At 64.6% G+C, this 15,968-nt stretch carries 20 protein-coding genes and 1 pseudogene; 15 read left to right on the forward strand and 6 right to left on the reverse strand.

Annotation, left to right across the window (positions count from 1 at the left end; translation table 11 throughout):
- Positions 1–206: pseudogene (locus ACTIIH_RS00720) on the forward strand (LysR family transcriptional regulator); the annotation flags it as partial.
- A 718-nt stretch (positions 207–924) separates the two neighbouring features.
- Positions 925–1,884, forward strand: a complete 960-nt coding sequence (locus ACTIIH_RS00725) for an alpha/beta hydrolase (RefSeq protein ID WP_441450042.1) — start codon at positions 925–927, stop codon at positions 1,882–1,884.
- 311 nt (positions 1,885–2,195) lie between these two features.
- Here ACTIIH_RS00725 and ACTIIH_RS00730 read toward each other — a convergent pair whose 3' ends face one another.
- Genes ACTIIH_RS00730 through ACTIIH_RS00740 form a run of 3 tightly spaced genes read right to left on the reverse strand, consistent with a single transcriptional unit; the run spans position 2,196 to position 3,785 of the window.
- Positions 2,196–2,690 (reverse strand): mycothiol transferase, encoded by a 495-nt coding sequence (locus ACTIIH_RS00730; RefSeq protein ID WP_441450043.1) that lies wholly within the window; start codon positions 2,688–2,690, stop codon positions 2,196–2,198.
- A gap of 44 nt (positions 2,691–2,734) precedes the next feature.
- Positions 2,735–3,178: an alternative ribosome rescue aminoacyl-tRNA hydrolase ArfB gene (gene arfB / locus ACTIIH_RS00735; protein ID WP_441450153.1), complete on the reverse strand. Its 444-nt coding sequence runs from the start codon at positions 3,176–3,178 to the stop codon at positions 2,735–2,737.
- A 1-nt stretch (position 3,179) separates the two neighbouring features.
- Entirely contained in the window at positions 3,180–3,785 is a 606-nt protein-coding gene (locus ACTIIH_RS00740; RefSeq protein ID WP_441450044.1) for a 1-acyl-sn-glycerol-3-phosphate acyltransferase, read from the reverse strand.
- A 498-nt stretch (positions 3,786–4,283) separates the two neighbouring features.
- Between ACTIIH_RS00740 and ACTIIH_RS00745 the strand changes: the two genes are divergently transcribed.
- Positions 4,284–4,970 (forward strand): SDR family oxidoreductase, encoded by a 687-nt coding sequence (locus tag ACTIIH_RS00745; RefSeq protein WP_441450045.1) that lies wholly within the window; start codon positions 4,284–4,286, stop codon positions 4,968–4,970.
- On the opposite strand, the gene ACTIIH_RS00750 is transcribed toward ACTIIH_RS00745, so the two are convergent.
- Positions 4,882–5,517 (reverse strand): hypothetical protein, encoded by a 636-nt coding sequence (locus ACTIIH_RS00750; RefSeq protein WP_441450046.1) that lies wholly within the window; start codon positions 5,515–5,517, stop codon positions 4,882–4,884. The genes ACTIIH_RS00745 and ACTIIH_RS00750 overlap by 89 nt on opposite strands.
- Before the next feature lie 119 nt (positions 5,518–5,636).
- Here ACTIIH_RS00750 and ACTIIH_RS00755 point away from each other — a divergent pair, with 119 nt between their 5' ends.
- Both ACTIIH_RS00755 and ACTIIH_RS00760 read left to right on the forward strand, forming a co-directional pair.
- Entirely contained in the window at positions 5,637–6,158 is a 522-nt protein-coding gene (locus ACTIIH_RS00755; RefSeq protein WP_441450047.1) for a winged helix-turn-helix transcriptional regulator, read from the forward strand.
- Positions 6,151–6,621 (forward strand): SRPBCC domain-containing protein, encoded by a 471-nt coding sequence (locus ACTIIH_RS00760; RefSeq protein ID WP_441450048.1) that lies wholly within the window; start codon positions 6,151–6,153, stop codon positions 6,619–6,621. The genes ACTIIH_RS00755 and ACTIIH_RS00760 overlap by 8 nt, the downstream gene beginning before the upstream one ends.
- Here ACTIIH_RS00760 and ACTIIH_RS00765 read toward each other — a convergent pair.
- Positions 6,611–7,531 carry a carbohydrate kinase family protein gene (locus ACTIIH_RS00765; protein ID WP_441450049.1) on the reverse strand — a complete coding sequence of 307 codons (921 nt, stop codon included), beginning with the start codon at positions 7,529–7,531 and terminating at the stop codon, positions 6,611–6,613. The genes ACTIIH_RS00760 and ACTIIH_RS00765 overlap by 11 nt on opposite strands.
- 119 nt (positions 7,532–7,650) lie before the next feature.
- Here ACTIIH_RS00765 and ACTIIH_RS00770 point away from each other — a divergent pair, with 119 nt between their 5' ends.
- The 6 genes from ACTIIH_RS00770 to ACTIIH_RS00795 all read left to right on the forward strand — a co-directional run bounded on the left by ACTIIH_RS00770 (position 7,651) and on the right by ACTIIH_RS00795 (position 13,101).
- Positions 7,651–8,109 carry a DUF2695 domain-containing protein gene (locus ACTIIH_RS00770; protein ID WP_441450050.1) on the forward strand — a complete coding sequence of 153 codons (459 nt, stop codon included), beginning with the start codon at positions 7,651–7,653 and terminating at the stop codon, positions 8,107–8,109.
- A 26-nt stretch (positions 8,110–8,135) separates the two neighbouring features.
- Positions 8,136–9,296: a nucleoside hydrolase gene (locus ACTIIH_RS00775; protein ID WP_441450051.1), complete on the forward strand. Its 1,161-nt coding sequence runs from the start codon at positions 8,136–8,138 to the stop codon at positions 9,294–9,296.
- Positions 9,293–10,174 (forward strand): histidine kinase, encoded by an 882-nt coding sequence (locus tag ACTIIH_RS00780; protein WP_441450052.1) that lies wholly within the window; start codon positions 9,293–9,295, stop codon positions 10,172–10,174. The genes ACTIIH_RS00775 and ACTIIH_RS00780 overlap by 4 nt, the downstream gene beginning before the upstream one ends.
- Positions 10,171–11,025, forward strand: coding sequence for an energy-coupling factor transporter transmembrane component T family protein (locus tag ACTIIH_RS00785; RefSeq protein ID WP_441450053.1), 855 nt, complete (start codon positions 10,171–10,173; stop codon positions 11,023–11,025). Before ACTIIH_RS00780 ends, ACTIIH_RS00785 begins: the two co-directional genes overlap by 4 nt.
- A 1-nt stretch (position 11,026) precedes the next feature.
- Positions 11,027–12,517: an ATP-binding cassette domain-containing protein gene (locus tag ACTIIH_RS00790; RefSeq protein WP_441450054.1), complete on the forward strand. Its 1,491-nt coding sequence runs from the start codon at positions 11,027–11,029 to the stop codon at positions 12,515–12,517.
- A gap of 86 nt (positions 12,518–12,603) precedes the next feature.
- Positions 12,604–13,101 carry an HXXEE domain-containing protein gene (locus ACTIIH_RS00795; protein WP_441450055.1) on the forward strand — a complete coding sequence of 166 codons (498 nt, stop codon included), beginning with the start codon at positions 12,604–12,606 and terminating at the stop codon, positions 13,099–13,101.
- Here ACTIIH_RS00795 and ACTIIH_RS00800 read toward each other — a convergent pair.
- Positions 13,073–13,363, reverse strand: a complete 291-nt coding sequence (locus ACTIIH_RS00800; protein ID WP_441450056.1) for a YrhK family protein — start codon at positions 13,361–13,363, stop codon at positions 13,073–13,075. The two genes, ACTIIH_RS00795 and ACTIIH_RS00800, sit on opposite strands and share 29 nt — an antisense overlap.
- A gap of 180 nt (positions 13,364–13,543) precedes the next feature.
- Between ACTIIH_RS00800 and ACTIIH_RS00805 the strand changes: the two genes are divergently transcribed.
- The 4 genes from ACTIIH_RS00805 to ACTIIH_RS00820 all read left to right on the forward strand — a co-directional run bounded on the left by ACTIIH_RS00805 (position 13,544) and on the right by ACTIIH_RS00820 (position 15,898).
- Complete coding sequence (locus tag ACTIIH_RS00805) at positions 13,544–14,239, forward strand: hypothetical protein (protein ID WP_441450057.1); 696 nt, start codon at positions 13,544–13,546, stop codon at positions 14,237–14,239.
- A 125-nt stretch (positions 14,240–14,364) separates the two neighbouring features.
- Entirely contained in the window at positions 14,365–14,595 is a 231-nt protein-coding gene (locus ACTIIH_RS00810) for a VOC family protein (protein ID WP_441450058.1), read from the forward strand.
- A gap of 132 nt (positions 14,596–14,727) precedes the next feature.
- Complete coding sequence (locus tag ACTIIH_RS00815) at positions 14,728–15,246, forward strand: PepSY domain-containing protein (RefSeq protein WP_441450059.1); 519 nt, start codon at positions 14,728–14,730, stop codon at positions 15,244–15,246.
- Positions 15,239–15,898, forward strand: a complete 660-nt coding sequence (locus tag ACTIIH_RS00820; protein WP_441450060.1) for a thymidine kinase — start codon at positions 15,239–15,241, stop codon at positions 15,896–15,898. Before ACTIIH_RS00815 ends, ACTIIH_RS00820 begins: the two co-directional genes overlap by 8 nt.
- Positions 15,899–15,968 lie beyond the last annotated feature (70 nt).

Here is a 15,968-nt window from a genome sequence, read left to right on the forward strand (position 1 = left end):
TCGACGGCTACACCATCTCGACGGGCATCATCAGCGACGATCTCGATCCGGCCATCGTCGCGATTCCACTCGAGGTAGAGGAACGCATCGAGATCGGCTGGATCGATCATTCGGGGATCCCTCTGACCGAACAGGCGCAACGCTACCTTGACGAAGTTCGGGCCGTCGTCGGCGGTTTCGGCATTGCGCTGCTCGATCAGCCCTGACCGCGGATAGCGCCGAGGCGGTTCCCTCGATCCGCGAAGGCCGTCAGTTCGTCTGTTCGGACTCATGCAGACCGTCTCTGCCGTCGTCGATCCCGCTGACCGGATGCAGGCTGCAGACCGAGCCACCACAGCGGCACTCTTGCAGCGCGCGACTTCGGCAGGACTCCTGGCAAACCGGGTTCTCGATGAGATGCGCCCTCGCCGGCCGCCGACCTGAACCGTCGCCGTTCGTTTCGAACGATTCGTTCACGACCCTTCGTCAACGTGAGGTCCGGTGAGATCCTTGTCTGAGATCGTCAAGTTGATGGCCGTGGCATCAGGCCGACTCATCAAGGCCGCGAGAATCTGCCTGCGATAGAGTGACCCCTGACCTCTGCAGGTGACCGCCACCATGAGCTCTGCTGCAGAGGGAATCTCAACCCGAAAGATCGGAAGGCGAGGACCGAAGATGACAGCCTGCAAGAGTTCGTCACGCTCTTCGGCGCAACTGCGCGTCGCCAAGACAGTTCGGGCAACGGTCCTCATCCTCGCGCTCGTGCTCGGTGCGATCGCTACGGTCATCGGCCTGGCATCGCTCATTCCCGGGCTTGGCCCAGTCAGTTCCGCTGCGGCTCGGTTTGCGCCGACGCTTGCGCCGATAGTGACTGTGATCGGAGCGATTGTGCTCGGGTTCGGAATCGTTTGGCTGCGCCGAGGCCGTCGATGGACCGGAGCTGCAATGACAGGATTCGGAGTGGTGGGCACGATCGCGAATCTGGCGGTTGTCATTGTGCTCCTCGTTGCCATCACCTCGGCCGGTGGTTCGGTGAACTTGTTCACTGCGACGTTCGGGCTCTCGGCGATCGACTCGGCATCGCCTGATCGCAAGGAAGTGTACGACAAATCCAGCTCAGGCGATGAACTCTCCGTATCGATCTACGAACCTGAGAGAGCGAAGGGTTCAGCCCCGACGATCATGTACGTCCACGGAGGCGGTTGGATCGCAGGCGAACCGAACGCAGCGAGTTCAGAACTCCGTGAACTCGCTGATCACGGCTACCTGGTCGTATCGGTCGAATACGAACTCGCCACCCTGGATAACGCAACCTGGCAGAGCGCACCGTCTCAGGTCGCCTGCGCGGCAAGCTGGATTCAGACCCACGCAGACACGATCGGTGCAGATACTGATCGTCTTGCATTCTGGGGCGAGAGTTCGGGCAGCAACTTGGTCGCCAATACCGCCGGTGCCGCAGCTCAAGGCGAGGCCGAATCGTCCTGCGGTGGGACGGTTCCGGTTCCGGAAGCGGTCATTGCCGACTACCCCGCGTTCGACGTGACGGGCCTCTATGAGAACGCATCCATCGGGCCCGGTGCGGGATCCGGCACACGTCTGTTTGCCACAAGCTATACGGGTGGCACTCCAGAGGAGTACCCGGAACGCTACTCAGTGGCCGATTCCGGCACGCATCTGAAAGCACCCGCACCGCCGGTGCTCATGATGACTGCGATGCGCGATGACGTCATCACCCCAACAGACCAGCTCGAATGGGCCGAATCGGCCCGAAGCCGCGGAGTCGACGTCAGGACCGTGAAAGTTCCCCTCGCCAATCATGCATACACGCAGAAGGCGAAGAACTCAATCGGCAGCCAGGGGCACCTGAGCATCGCAGAAGCCTACTTGTCCGAGCAGCTTCGTTAGCCACACGTCTGTTGTTGATCTCGGCCGCCCTGTCGGGGAGGGGTACCGTATCGCGGTCGAATCCTCGGCTTTTCCGGGGTCCTCATTGACCGCGGACCGTTGGCGTTCCATGGCCGACGGTCACGCTTACAAGCTGGCCGGATGCATCGTCGGTTTTACCGCCGACGGCGCTCCAACCGGTGCCACAACCGTATGGTCGGCGGGCCCCGGGCGCCCCGGCGTCATCGAACACCGCCGCCGTCGCCGCCTACCGTGAGGCTGGGATGAGCATCCTCGGCGAGGTCAGAGACTTCTGTCGACCCTGAACCGCTTCAAGCAGTCGCACCCGCGATGAACGCCGCCTGCGCGACATGTTGGATCGCATCATCGATGATCGAGACCATGCGAACGCCGCGAGTGACTGCAGGGGTCCAGTTCTCGTCGACGATCTCATCGAAATCTCCCTCGGACAGCGTCCCCACGTAGTCAGTGAACGCGTTCAATGTGTCGTGAAGATAGTCGACGAGGAGCTGCTGATCGTCCACGCGGATCTCGGCTGCCTGTTCCGGGGTGTGGCCGAGACCGAAGCCGTCGCCGGCATCCCCGAGTCCGAATCGATCCCGGAAGTCCTCCCACCGCTGAGGACGGCCGGTGAGGTCCGAAAGCTGCACATCGATCTCGCGGCCGCTGTGCCACAGCAGCCAGGCGACGGAATTCGGATGACCGCCCAGATGGCTGTTGAGCTGTTCGGGGGAGAGATCAGGCAGGGCTTGAGCCGCCTGGAGGGGACGCTGGGACAGGTCGGTGAGAATGTCGATGCTGTTCATGTCGCCCATTCTGCTCTTCACGGCAACCGCTGTCACCACCGGGCTCAATCGAGACGGGGCCTGCGACGGTTTCGTTTGATCTCCGAGCGCCGCTTTTCGGTCCGGACTCGGCGACGACGGGAATTGCGGGACGGCTTCGTTGCTCGCCTCTGCACCGGAGGAGCCAACGCCTCCCGCAGCAGCTGCGCCAGCCGCATGCGTGCGTCTTGACGATTCTTCAGCTGCGACCGCTGCTTTTCCGAAGTCACAGTGACCACGGTTCCCGACAGACGTGGTGCCAATCGACTGAGCACTCGCTCGCGTTGAACCTCGGTGAGGAAACTTATAGAGGCCAGGTCGAGGCTCAGCTGCACCCGTGAATCGGAGGTATTGACGTGCTGGCCACCCGGGCCGGATGACCGGGAGAACTGTTCGGACAGGTCGGATGCGGGGATGACCAGCCCGGCTGGGATTCCGGGTCCAGCGGGGACGCGCAGATCACCGTCCATCTCAGTTCGGCTCCGCTTCGCCTTCGCGATCGTCACCAGCGGAGTCTTCTTCGCGCAGCCTCGGCGTGATCTGCAGGTGCGGGCGGATTCCACGCTTGTCGGCGTAGAATTCGCGGATCCGATCCATGTCCGCGGGGATGTCGCCGGTCATTTCCAAGGTCGGGCCCAGCCCCGTCGAACGGGTCGCGGTATCCAGGTAGCCCAGCGTTACGGGCATACCAGTAGCCATCGCGATGCGATGGAACCCGGATTTCCAATGAGTGTGTCCGCCGCGGGTGCCGTCCGGGGTGACGACGAGCGCGAAGACCTCACCGTCACGCATCCGGTCGACCACCTCGGTGACGATCTTGCTCGGATCCGACCGATCGACGGGAATCCCTCCGAGTCCCCGCATGATCGGCCCCCGCCAGCCGGCGAACAGGGAATGCTTGCCCAGCCAATGGACGTCGACGCGCATGCGCCACGCGATCGCGAGCATGACGATGAAGTCCCAGTTCGAGGTGTGCGGAGCTCCGATGAGGACAGTCGGACGGCTCGGGGCCGGCTCGGTGACGAGCTTCCACTTGCTGGAGGTCCAGAAGGCGCGGGCGAGGAGGCGTCGGATCATGATCTCAACAGTAAGGCAACGCACGCACGTGCTGGTCTATCGGAGCCCATGAACGTGTCGTGCGAAATGGGCGTGTGCGGCTTTCAACACCGAGAAGAGCCGACGAGGACTGAGCACACGACCATTCTTGACGGGCAGCCGCGGATTGTGCCCGTGCCCGGGCCGTCGATGGGTCGCCTCCTCGGTGAGGATATACGCAGCGAGTTTCCGGCCACGGCGGACCGTCTTTTCGAACACGATCGCTTCCATTGGCCGCCGACACCGACATCATCACACTCACCGGACAAGCCTTCGCGCGCGCCTCCGGGAGCGGTGCCGCTGAGGCGGTACCACGAGTGGGAGGACCCGCCGTCTCTGCACCGGCGAAGAGAGGGCTCTTCTCACGTCTCTTCGGTCGCTGACCCCCAGTGCCTTGGCCGCCTCGCCGCGTGCAGGGAATATTCACCGCCGAGGTAACGCTGTACCGAGCACCAATCATCACCGACAACGGAGGTAGATATGTCTGATTCAGCTCGTGTCGTCATTCTCGGCGGCCATGGAAAGATCGCACTTCTGGCCGCGCCCAAGCTCAAGGCTGCAGGCTTCGCCGTCGACTCGGTGATCCGCAACCCTGACCAGTCATCCGATGTCGAAGCCGCTGGGGCCAACCCGGTCGTCCTCGACATCGAAACCGCCGACACCCAGGCGCTCGCCGACCTGTTCGCAGGAGCCCAGGCTGTCGTGTTCTCCGCCGGAGCCGGCGGCGGCAGCCCGGAGCGGACGAAGGCCGTCGACCTCGAGGCGGCCAAGCGATCCATCGACGCCGCCGAACAGGCCGGCGTCAAGCGCTTCGTCATGGTCTCCTATGCCAGTGCGAGCGTCGACCGCGATCGCGTCGACCCGGAGAGCTCCTTCTACCCCTACGTGCAGGCCAAGAGCGGTGCCGATGAGCACCTGCGAGCCAGCTCGTTGGACTTCACGATCCTCGGGCCCGGCGGTCTGACCCTCGAGCCCTCCAGCGGCAAGGTTCTCATCGCCGATGCGGCCGGTGACGTCGATGGGCAGACGCCGGCCGACGATGTGCGGGTGACCTCACGCGACCTCGTCGCCGACGTCATCACCCACGTCCTCGCTGAGTCCGCTGCGGTGCGCGAGACCGTGAACTTCTATGACAGGCAGACCCCCATCGCCGAGGCGATCCGCTGACCTGAGTCCGACCGCTCCGAGCCGTCACCCGGGTCCGAGCGGCCCACTGACCCGATGGCCCGCCGTTCCGATAGGCAACGGCGGGCCATCGGCATTGTCGCACCGGCAGGGACCGGACCCCTGAGTCCTCGGGCAGATCAGCCTCGGCGAGAGCCTCGGTGGGCGAGGCATTGACGAAATGAAAGCTCGTGCCGTTGTCGAACTCCATCTGCTCTCGCGGATGATGAGTGAGAACGAAGCACGGCGTCTTGAACGGCGGCTCCTCACCCCACCAGCCACGCCAGCCGTCGTCAGGCCATGGCCCCGTCTGCGGACCGAACTTCTTCCGGCCCATGATCTCGGCTCCGATGCCCTGCCCCCACATGGCGAACAGAGCGCGGTCTGCGGTCACCGGTGCGACGACCTTGTCCACTCCCTCGATGCCGCGGCCGTTGAAGGAGGAGAACAGTGCTTGGGCTTCGCCGATCGGCTGATCGAAGGTGGCGAACTCGCCGGCAGCGAATCCGTCGAGGGAGACGAAGAGGTTGTTGACACACGCTTTGGCCATGCGCACTCCAATGTGATGGTTCGGCGGATGTCGTCAGCCCGACGGATGGCGTCGGTTCCGGGGAAGTGGATTAGTGTAAGATTAAGTAGTTTCAGAATGCAATCACTGGAGGTGGAATGATGTCAGCACCGCCGCGCTCGGGATGTGCCATCAATGCCGCGGTCGAGGTGCTCGGGGACAACTGGTCGCTCATCGTCCTGCGCGACATCATCTTCGGCGATCGCCGCCACTTCCGTGAGCTGCTCACCCGCAATGACGAGGGCATCGCGTCGAATATGCTCGCCAGCCGGCTGAAGAAGCTCGTCGACGAAGGGCTGCTGACAAAGGCGGAAGCCACGCGCGGGCAGCGAGCCCAATACTCCCTCACCGAGGCGGGTATCCAGACCCTGCCGGTCGTGGTAGCCCTCGGAACGTGGGGGATGACCCACCGGGAGACCTCCCCGGAATTGACGATCCGGTCCCGCCTCATGGCTGACGATCCACAGCTCGTGGATGGCCTCATGGATGAACTCCGGGAGACCCACCTCGGCGTGCCGCGTCCCGATCCGGAGGCTCCGCGCGCCTCGCAGAGTCTGCAGGCGGCGTATGAGACGGAGATCGCTGCCTCAAGCGGACACGGGGAGGTGTTCTTCGGTGAGTGAAACAGAGTCCGACCAGAATGCGCCGGTGACCGCGACGATCCGCCTCGGCGCTGATTTCGAGCACCCGATCTCGGCGATGTGGAACGCCTTCGCCGATACCGGGCAGCGCGTGCAGTGGGGAGCCCCCGAAGGCGAGGAGATGGTCTGCGATATCGACGAGTTCCGTCCGGGCGGAGCGATCCGCGCCCGTTGCGGATCACCAGGAGTGCTGGAGTTCGTTTCCACCGGTCTGTACTGCTCACTTGCGCTGGAGCGTCACATCGTGACCACAGAGACCCTCACGAGAGACGATGAGATCCTCTCGACGGCCATCATCACCTGGACCTTCACCGCCATCCCGACAGGCACCCGGGTCGAGCTCGTCGATCAAGTCGTGTCCTTCGTCGGTGAGGGGATGATCGACGGGCACCGCAACGGCCACGACATCTGCCTGCGACAGCTCGGCGAGTTCCTCAGTTCGTGAGATCCGCGGCCCACGGAAGATCTGCACCGCTGCGGCCGACGGTGATCCCGGCCAGCGCAGATGCGCGATCTCCCAGGGCCATGAGCTCTGCCGCACCGAGGGAGGCCACCGGTGATGTCGAGGCATGCAGATCGTGGATGAGGGAGACGATGAACGTGTCCCCGGCTCCGATCGTATCCGCCACGTCGACCCGAGCCGAATCCACCGTCACCCGCGCCGAGGCGGTCGCCAAGATCGCTCCGTCACCGCCGCGAGTCATCGCCACCAGACCCGGACCAAGATCGAGCAGACGATCGACCTGAGCGTCTTCAGCGAGATCGGGATAGAGCCACTCAGCATCGACATCGCTGAGTTTGAGGATGTCGACCCGACGCGCCAACTCCTCGAATCGTGGCAGCACATCCTCGTGGGGACCGACGATCGACGGCCGGATGTTCGGGTCGAAGGAGATGAGCGTCCCTGCTCTCTGCAGGCCTGCCGTCTGCGGGTCTGACTGTTCCGGGACAGCGTCGAGGAGTCGGTCGATCACGGCGGAGCCCGGCCCGAGGAAAGCTGCGATCGACGCGAAATGCAGGGCCGAATGGGCGCTGCTTCCGAGCAGCGACGAATCGGGATCCCACCGCAGCCGGAACTCGTACTCGGCCGAACCGTCATCGGCCAGGCGGGCCAGCGCTGTGGAGGTGCCGCCTCGAGGGGTGGCGAGCACGTCAACCTGGGACTCCCGCAGGTGAGCGAGAAGGAATCCGCCGTGGAAGTCATCACCGACATCGGTGAGGAACTGGACCTCGTCGCCGAGGCGGCCCAAACCGAGAGCGACATTGGCCGGCGCTCCACCCGGTGCATAGCGGTCGGGAGCACCGGGCGAACTGACGATGTCGATGAGGGCTTCGCCGATGACGAGAATGCTCATGGACACGATTCTAAGCTGAAAATCTTTCCACAGCCGTGACCAGCAAAAATAGGACAAAAATCGGTGATTGACACGAATCGACTTCATTTTATGTCAGTGCCGTCTGCAACTGTGTGGTCATGGACAAGAACACCATTGACAACGACGTCAGAACGATCATCGATGAGGAAACCGCCCGCGTCTTCGCACCGCGCCCCGGCGAATGCCTGGCCTGCTATGTGTTCCGCCAGCTTGGGGAATTCGGCTGCAACGGCACTCACCGGTTCGCAGAAGGCTTCCGCGACCGTACGGCTCCACGTGCCACGGCGCTGCTCGCGCGGCTGAGCAGCATGGGTGCCTGTTGCTGCGACTGTGAGATGTTCCTCAACGCCTTCACCTTCGCCGCCAAACCGTGGATCACCAGTATGCCGTTCGGCGAGCTCATCGGCACTCCCTTCGGCAGCGAGGAAGCCATCGATATGAGAGAGAGGTTCGGAATCGACGAACCTCCCGCGACCAAGATCTACCTCTGCTGTCGGTTGGTGAGAAGGGGGTCCACGCAAGCCTGCGGAAACTGGGCGCGCATCCGACGATGGTGAGTGCACGTGTCCGGCAGAATGGGACCATGTCTTCCACTCTGCCGCTCTTCCTCGACTGCGACCCCGGAATCGACGATGCTATTGCGCTGGCTTACCTGTGCTGCCACGACGATGTCGACGTCGTCGGTATCGCGGCCTCTGGAGGCAACGTCGCCACCGCCCAAGTCGTCGAGAATACCCGCGGTTGGCTGACGCTTGCCGGGCGCGGCGACATTCCCGTGCACGCCGGCCACAGTCTTCCGCTGGCACGGCAGGCCCTTCAGCTTGATCCGCAGGCAACGGAGACGGCAACGGGCGAAGTCCTGGAATACGCCGACCTCACCCATGGCGAGACCGGGCGCGGATATGCGCGGCTGCCGGACCCGAGCGCCCCGGTGAGTTCGGTATCGGCTGCTCAAGCGTGGGTCGATGCTGCCCACGCCCATCCCGGACAGCTCCTCGGCGTCGTCATCGGTCCGGCCACGAATCTCGCCTTGGCCCTCGAGATCGACCCGGATCTGCCGCGTCTGTTCAAGCGCCTCTTCATCATGGGCGGAGCATTCAACTACCGCGGCAACACTCACCCGACGACGGAATGGAACGTCACCTTCGATCCCGAGTCCACGGCCCGAGTGTTCGAGGCATTCGGCACAGCGCATGCGAACGGTCACCTCGGACACCTGCCGGTCATCGCCCCCATCGAAGCGACCGAAGCCGTTGAGATGACACCTGAGCGCCTCACCACGATCCTCGACGGAGCCTCTGCCAACGGTGCCGACGACCGCTGGCAGTCGGTCCTCGAACAGCTCTCCGAAGCTCTGCGCTTCTACTTCGAGTTCCACGAATCCGACGGACTCGGATATCTCGCCCACATCCACGACCCCTTCGTCCTCGCCTGCGCCCTGTCCTGGGCACGCCAGAACACCGTTGCGTCGCTCGGGACAGCGCCCAAAGGCCCGAACACCAATGCCTCTGAGGCGGCCGCATCGGTGCCCGTGTGGGGATCTGCGGGGGAGCTGCCGTGGGCGTCGACACTGTGGGCACCGGTCGATATCGAACTCACGGGTACACTCACACGAGGCGAAACCGTCGCCGATTGGCTGGGACGGTGGAGCCGCCCCGTGAATGCAGAGATCATCCGCACCATCGACGCTCCTGCCTTCCTCGACCACCTCAGCACCACCCTGATGAAAGGACCACCAGCATGACCGCACACTCCAGACAGTCTGGGCAGGGGCCGACCACCACGGTCGGTCCCGGACAAAACCGCAACCGCACCCTACCTCTCGCCCTCACTCTGCTCGGCACCCTCATCGTCATCGGCACCTACGTCAACGTGCTGCTGACCCAACCGGCCAACCTCGGTGTCGACCTCGGCCATACCACTCTGTGGGTCATGCTCGGCTATCTGGTCGGAGGCATTCTGCTCGCCGCCGGCACTCTCCCGCTGATTCCCCGAAGCGTTCTCGCCCTCATCCCGGTCGCCATCGCCCTCAACATCGTCATCGGGCAGGTCATCGGCAACTACACCCCCGTACCCCTCTACCTCGACTCCATCGGAACGGTGCTCATCGGCGTCCTGGCAGGGCCCGCCGCAGGTGCCTTCACGGGAATCATCTCGAACCTCATCTGGGGCGTGACCCTGAGCCCCAGCGTCATCGCCTTCAGCTCCGGGGCCGCCTTCATCGGAGCTGCCGCCGGCTGGGCAGCACGACTCGGGGTCTTCCGCACACCCTGGACGGCGGTCATCGTCGGCGCCGTCGCCGGTGTTCCCGCCGGTGCCATCGGAGCACCCGTAGCCGCCTACGTCTTCGGCGGCGGACTCGGAGCCGGAACCGGGGGAGTCGTGGCCATCTTTCAAGCCGCGGGCCTCGAGATGTTCAACGCCACCTTCACTCAGAGCATGGTCTCCGACATCGTCGATAAGGCGCTCATCTTCACCCTCGCCTATGTCGTCATCCGGTCGCTGCCCAAACGCATCATCGGTCGCTACCCCTTCGCCCGGCACAGCCGCCCGAAGACAGCGTCGACTAACAGCACAACGCCTGCCGGAGCGACAGTCGAGTCGGCGCCCGCGGCGGAATGATCGGCTCCGGTCCTGAGACCCGCGGCACAGGAGGCGCCGCCGTATCTCCAGACGACGGTCGCACTGACCTCGGTCGCCGGCTGCATCCGGCGACCGAGATCGTCATCCTCTTCAGCAGCCTCCTGCTCGTCTTCGGGGTGCCCTCACCCGTGGTGCCCATGGCCGTCATCGTCGCCACCGTGCTCACAGCCGTCGTCTCACCGGCGCTGCGTCTGCGGTCGTGGGCCATCGGTGTCGCCGTGCTGTGCCTGCCGACGCTGCTCGTGCTCGTCATCGTGCAGGGATTCTTCTACCCGGGCGCCGAGGTGCATGTCCTCTGGCAGGCAGCACCGGCGCATCTCAGCGTCGAAGGACTGAGCATCGCAATCCAGATCTGGCTGCGCGTGACCGCACTCATCGGCCTGTGTGCCCTCTTCGGCCTCGGCACCGATTCGGCTCGACTCTTCGATGGTCTGCGCATGCTCCGACTGCCCGACAGCATCGCCTATGTGTGCGCCTCCGCAATCGGACTCATCCCTCTCATCGGCGCCCGAACCCGCCACGTCATCGAAGCCCGCAAGGCCCGAGGCTGGGCGACGCAGCGCTGGCGCGTGCGGATGTGGCTGCTGCCGGGCATCGTCACGGGCCTGTTCACCTCGGTGCTCATCGAGGTCGAACAGCGCCACGAGGTGCTCGAACAGAGCGGCCTTGGAGCGAACAGTCGCCGTGTCGAACTGCACGACCACCACGCCGGTCGCGGACAGGGACTGCTGCGTCTCACCATCGCTGTCCTCGCGGTCGGTCTTGTCGCCGCCTCGGTGGCCGGTGTGCTGCCGCTGCCGAACTCCTCTCAACTGATCGGTGTCCGCTGAGGTGACGGCGACGACAGGTTTCGGATTCACCTACGCCGGTGAAGACACCCAGGCTGTGGCCGATGTCGATCTGTCGCTGCCGGCAGGATCGATGACCGCCGTTCTCGCTCCCGTCGGATCGGGCACATCGACCCTGGCTCGGGCGTTGGCCGGTCTGCTCGGGACCAGAGGAACATCGACGGGGCACGTCGATGCCGCTGGGACGGTCGGCCTCCTCGGCGATGATCCGGAAGCCCAGCTGAGCGGAATGACCAGCCACGTCGAGGATGAGGTCCAGTTGGCGTGCAGACTGCGCGGCATTGAGGGAGTCGAGTCAGCGCAGCGGGCGCGGGCGGCGCTGGCACGGTTGGGGATCGACGACCTGTGGGCTCGCCGTCTCGATACGCTCTCCGGCGGTCAGCGCCAAATGGTGGCGTTGTCGAGGATCACCGCACTCGACCCTGATCTGCTCATTCTGGACCAGCCCTCGCAGTCACTCGACCCCGATATGCGTCGATGTCTGGCGGCGGCCCTGCGGCAGACCTGTGATCGTGGGCGGTCGGTGCTCATCACCGGACACCAGATCGACGAGCTCGCTCTCGTCTGCCACGAACTGCGCTTCCTCGACGCGGGCAGGCTGAGGCCGACGCGCGTCGTGCCCGGGGATTCCGGGGTCGACACCGACACCGACACCGACGCTGACGCTGACGCAGGTACAGGTGACGAGCTGGGCCGTTCCGCACTGCGGCAGGGAGTCTGGGACACCCGTCCCGTTGACCCGCCCGGACCGGTCATTCCGACCACACCCGTGAGAACGGAACCCATGCTTAAGGTGAGGGACTTCGGCGTGGACCGCGCAGGCACAGTTGTGCTCAAGGGCGTCGACTTCGACCTTCACCCCGGTGAGCTGATCACCCTCACCGGCACCAACGGAGCGGGGAAGTCGACTCTGCTGCGCGGGCTCATCGGACTCCTCGATCGGTCGGCTGACTGCGCGGGCACGGTCACGGCGAGCCGCCTCGGCGAAAGGACGAATCTGCTGGACCTGCCCGCCCACGTCCGCAGCGCTCATCTGGGATGGGTCGGACAGGATCCCGGCGTTCAGCTCTCGGCAGCGACCGTGCGATCCGAACTCATGCGTGCGGCTCCGCTGCCGCGCCACCGGCGGCGCGATCGGCCGGAGATGATCGAACAGCGTCGCAGCATCGTCGACACGGCGTTGGACGAGGCCGATCTGGCTGCCGTGTGTGAGGAGCATCCATTTGACCTCGACACGCCGCGGCGCAACGACCTCGTCATCGCCTCGGCCCTTGTCACAGGCGCAGAAGTCCTGCTTCTCGACGAACCCACGATCGGTCGCGACCGGACGGGAATGGACCGGTTGAGCGTGATCATCGATGGCTTCCTGGCCCGAGGCGGCGCCGTGCTCGCAACAACCCATGACCACCGGTGGGCCCAGGAATCCTCTCACCGTCGATTTCACCTCGCTGATGGACGAGTGAACCTGTCCTGAAGCGGCACGGCCCCTGCGACAACGGACCTCCGAAGCGATTGTGTGGTGCAATGAGTCTGTGAGTTCTGTCGTCTGAAGGGAACGCAATGCGCGGACCGATCATGCTGTTCGCCGCTTGGGCTCTCCACGACGCGGAGGAGGCACTGACTTTCCCCGCGACGGCCGACTACATCGCCGATCTCACTGGAATCGACGCTGTGCGGATGTCGACGAAGCAGAGCGTGGCCGCGATCGTCGTGGTCGGGGCCGGGCTCGCCGCTGCCAGTATCCGAGGGGTTCGGACAGGGGGAGCCTCACGCTTCTATCGGGCGTCGGTCGCAGGCCTCGAAGCTCACGTGTTCACCCACCTGCTCTCGGCAGTTGCAGCTCGACGATACACCGCAGGAGTGATCACGGTTCTGCCGATCATGTGGCCGGGCGCCGCTTATGCCCGGCGGGAACTCGCCGCACTCGGCAGACCGCTGACCGCCGGCGACTGGGCCCGCGGTGCACCGACGATGGGCGCGGTGGCGTTGGCCGCCCACGTCCTCGTCAGGATCGACTGGTCGTCCCTGCTCAGAAGTCGTATCCCGAGTCAGCGGTGACGCCGCTGGATCCGCGGAACCTCTGCAGATGCAGGTGCCGGACGAGTCGGATGACCGGGCGGATGAGCATCTCGATGCTGCCGATGACGAACAGCCAGGTGCCGGTGGTCATCAGAGCGTCGGAGAAGAACATGAAGCTGCCGATGAGGAACCACACGCCGATGAGCACATCATTGGCGATGCTGATGACCTGGTAGCGCTGGCGGATGACAAGCTCTTCGGGCCCGATATGCAGGTGAATGTCGCCGTTGTTCTCAGCCATGTGACTCTCCTCTTCCGTCGCCGGCACTCCGCCCTGCTCAGTTCCTCAGTCCCTTATTCCTGGGATCTCGGCGGAGCCCTGCCACTTTCCATGCAGTGCGAGCCTACTGGCCGACCGGCATGTCGTGCAGGTCCGAGGTTCGCCGAATCTCACGTCAGTGTCGAGTCCTAGATTGAGCGTATGGACGTAAACCCGCACTCATTCGACGCCCTCTACAGCGAGCCACGCGAGCGCAGCTCACTCCTGTCGTGGGACGAGCTGCTCTGTGCTGTCCGCCGGTCTCCCCAGCTCACAGCACTCGATGCGGCGGTAGTCTCCCGATCCTGTCCGGAAGCGTCAGTCCCTTCCGCTGCGGAACCGTCAGTCCCTCTCGCTGCGGGATCGACGGCGTCCGCCGAGGCGGCCGGCTCCGACACCGCGAACCGCGCCCCGACGTGGGACGGCCTCAACATTGTCATCGCCGCCCTGCGGGGAAAGGATCTGCTGCCCGAGACGCTGCCGACGACCCGCAGCCCCACAGTTATGCTCGTGCACCTGATCGAGGAGTTGGCCCTCGTCTTCGCAGGTCACCGTGGCGACCGGCCGAAGCTCGGCGTCAGCGGCACGGAGCCCGGGATCGTCAGGGCCCAGGTGCGTTTCGAAACCGAATGCATCACATGGTCCATCGCCGGTCGCCTCGGGCTGAGGGCAGCGGCGACCGGCTCACTCAAGCGCTATCTCAAGGACGGCGATCTCATGCCCCCGATCTCACGTGATCGAGTGCTGCGCACCGTCGATGCGGTCGAAGGACTCTTCGGCGGGGCGCCCACCTTCGGGGAGACGATCAGGCACGAGATCCCGAGTCTGTTCTCCCTCGACGAGCCGTTGGCTGTCTGATCCGGTGCTGGTCGTTCTGACGAACAGGGAGGATGATGGGACCTGTACGGTCCGAAAACCGGTGACTGGTCGGTGATGACACCGCTGGTCGGCGCGCGACCCGTACTCAGCGAGGAGAGACTGAGATGCGCAGAAGAGTCCAAGTCACTTTCGACTGCCATGACCCGGTGAAGACGGCAAGGTTCTGGGCACCGGGCCTCGAAGGCGAGGAACGGATGGAGGCACTGGAAGCCGAATGCGTGCGCCTGTCAGAGCTCGGAGGACATCGGCTCAGACGTGTCGCTCCCGATCCGCCGATGGAGCAGGGCTTCATCATCATGGCCGATCCCGAGGGCAACGAGTTCTGCCTTGACTGAGGACCCGAACTCATCGAACGCCGGCGCCTGGACGCGGCGTGCTCCGAGCTCGATGGAGAACCGGCGTTCGCGCAGATGAGACTTTTCTCCGAAGCTCCGCGGCCCGACACGTTCGCTGCTAGCGTGAGCCCCATGAAGACGAATCGCATGGCATTGAGCACAGCGGCAGGACTCGCGGCTCTTTCTCTCGGTTTGGCCGGGTGTACCGGAAGCGGCTCCGGGAACGGCGGTGATGACACTCAAGACACTCCCGCCGCCGACTCGTCGTCAGGCAACGCCGATGAGGCCACGGTCGACAAGGATCAGAATGCCGGCGACGACGGCGAGCAGGACTCGACGCACGACTCGTCCGGACGAGGACTCCCCGCCGATGCCGATCTGAGCAAGGATACGCCAGCGGTCAGTGCCGACGACGCGATCGAGACGGCGAAGAAGGAAGTCGGAGACGGAATCGTCTACGGCATCGAACTCGACTGGGACGAGAAAGACGGGGCCTGGCAGTACGACGTCTCGATTCTCGACGGCGCCACCGACCACGACGTCGAGATCGACGCCGACTCCGGACAGATCGTCGAACACGAGCAGGATTCTACCGACGATAGAGAAGAGCCCATCGACCTCAACGACCCGATGACCGTCGACGATGACTGACACCGGTCGCCTCACCGTCATCGCCGGGCCCATGTTCTCCGGCAAGTCCGAGGAGCTCATGCGCCGGGTGAGGAGGGCGACCATCGCCGGCGTCGCCGTCCTCGTGGTGTCCCATTCGCTCGACAGCCGCTCGCCGATCTCGACGATCACCTCACATATCGGAGCTCACATCCCCGCGGTGCCGCTGTCGGACGTGGACTCCCTCGCCGAGGCGGCCCGCTCCGCTGACTATGATCTCGTCGCCATCGATGAGGCGCAGTTCTTCGGACCCGAGCTCATCCCAGTTGTCGAGGGGCTCCTTCGCGACGGGATCGACGTCATCGTCGAGGGGCTGTGCGTGACGTTCGACGGAGAGCCATTCGAGCCGCTGCCGAGTCTCATGGCCGAGGCCGAAGAAGTGCTCAGGCTCACCGCAGTCTGCACGATCTGCGGCCGCGACGCCGCCTTCCACCAACGGCTCAAAGACGCGCAGCGCGGATCGGGTGCTGCGGAGGCATCGGAAGCGGCCTCGGATGAGGACCCACCGAGTCCTGCCGCCACCGCCATCGATGCCAGCCACGTCGGGGGCCTCGACGCCTATGTCGCCCGCTGCCGCGAACACTTCAATCGAGGTCGTGCCGCAACGTCAGTCGTCAGCAGTTCTCAGACATAGCCGGTGACAGGACTCTCGCCTTTGCCGGTGGGGTGTTGCTTCTGACATGGGAGAACGTCGGTCAGGATTC

Source organism: Brevibacterium sp., from assembly GCF_052105255.1.
In the GTDB taxonomy this organism is placed as follows: Bacteria; Actinomycetota; Actinomycetes; order Actinomycetales; family Brevibacteriaceae; genus Brevibacterium; species Brevibacterium linens_B.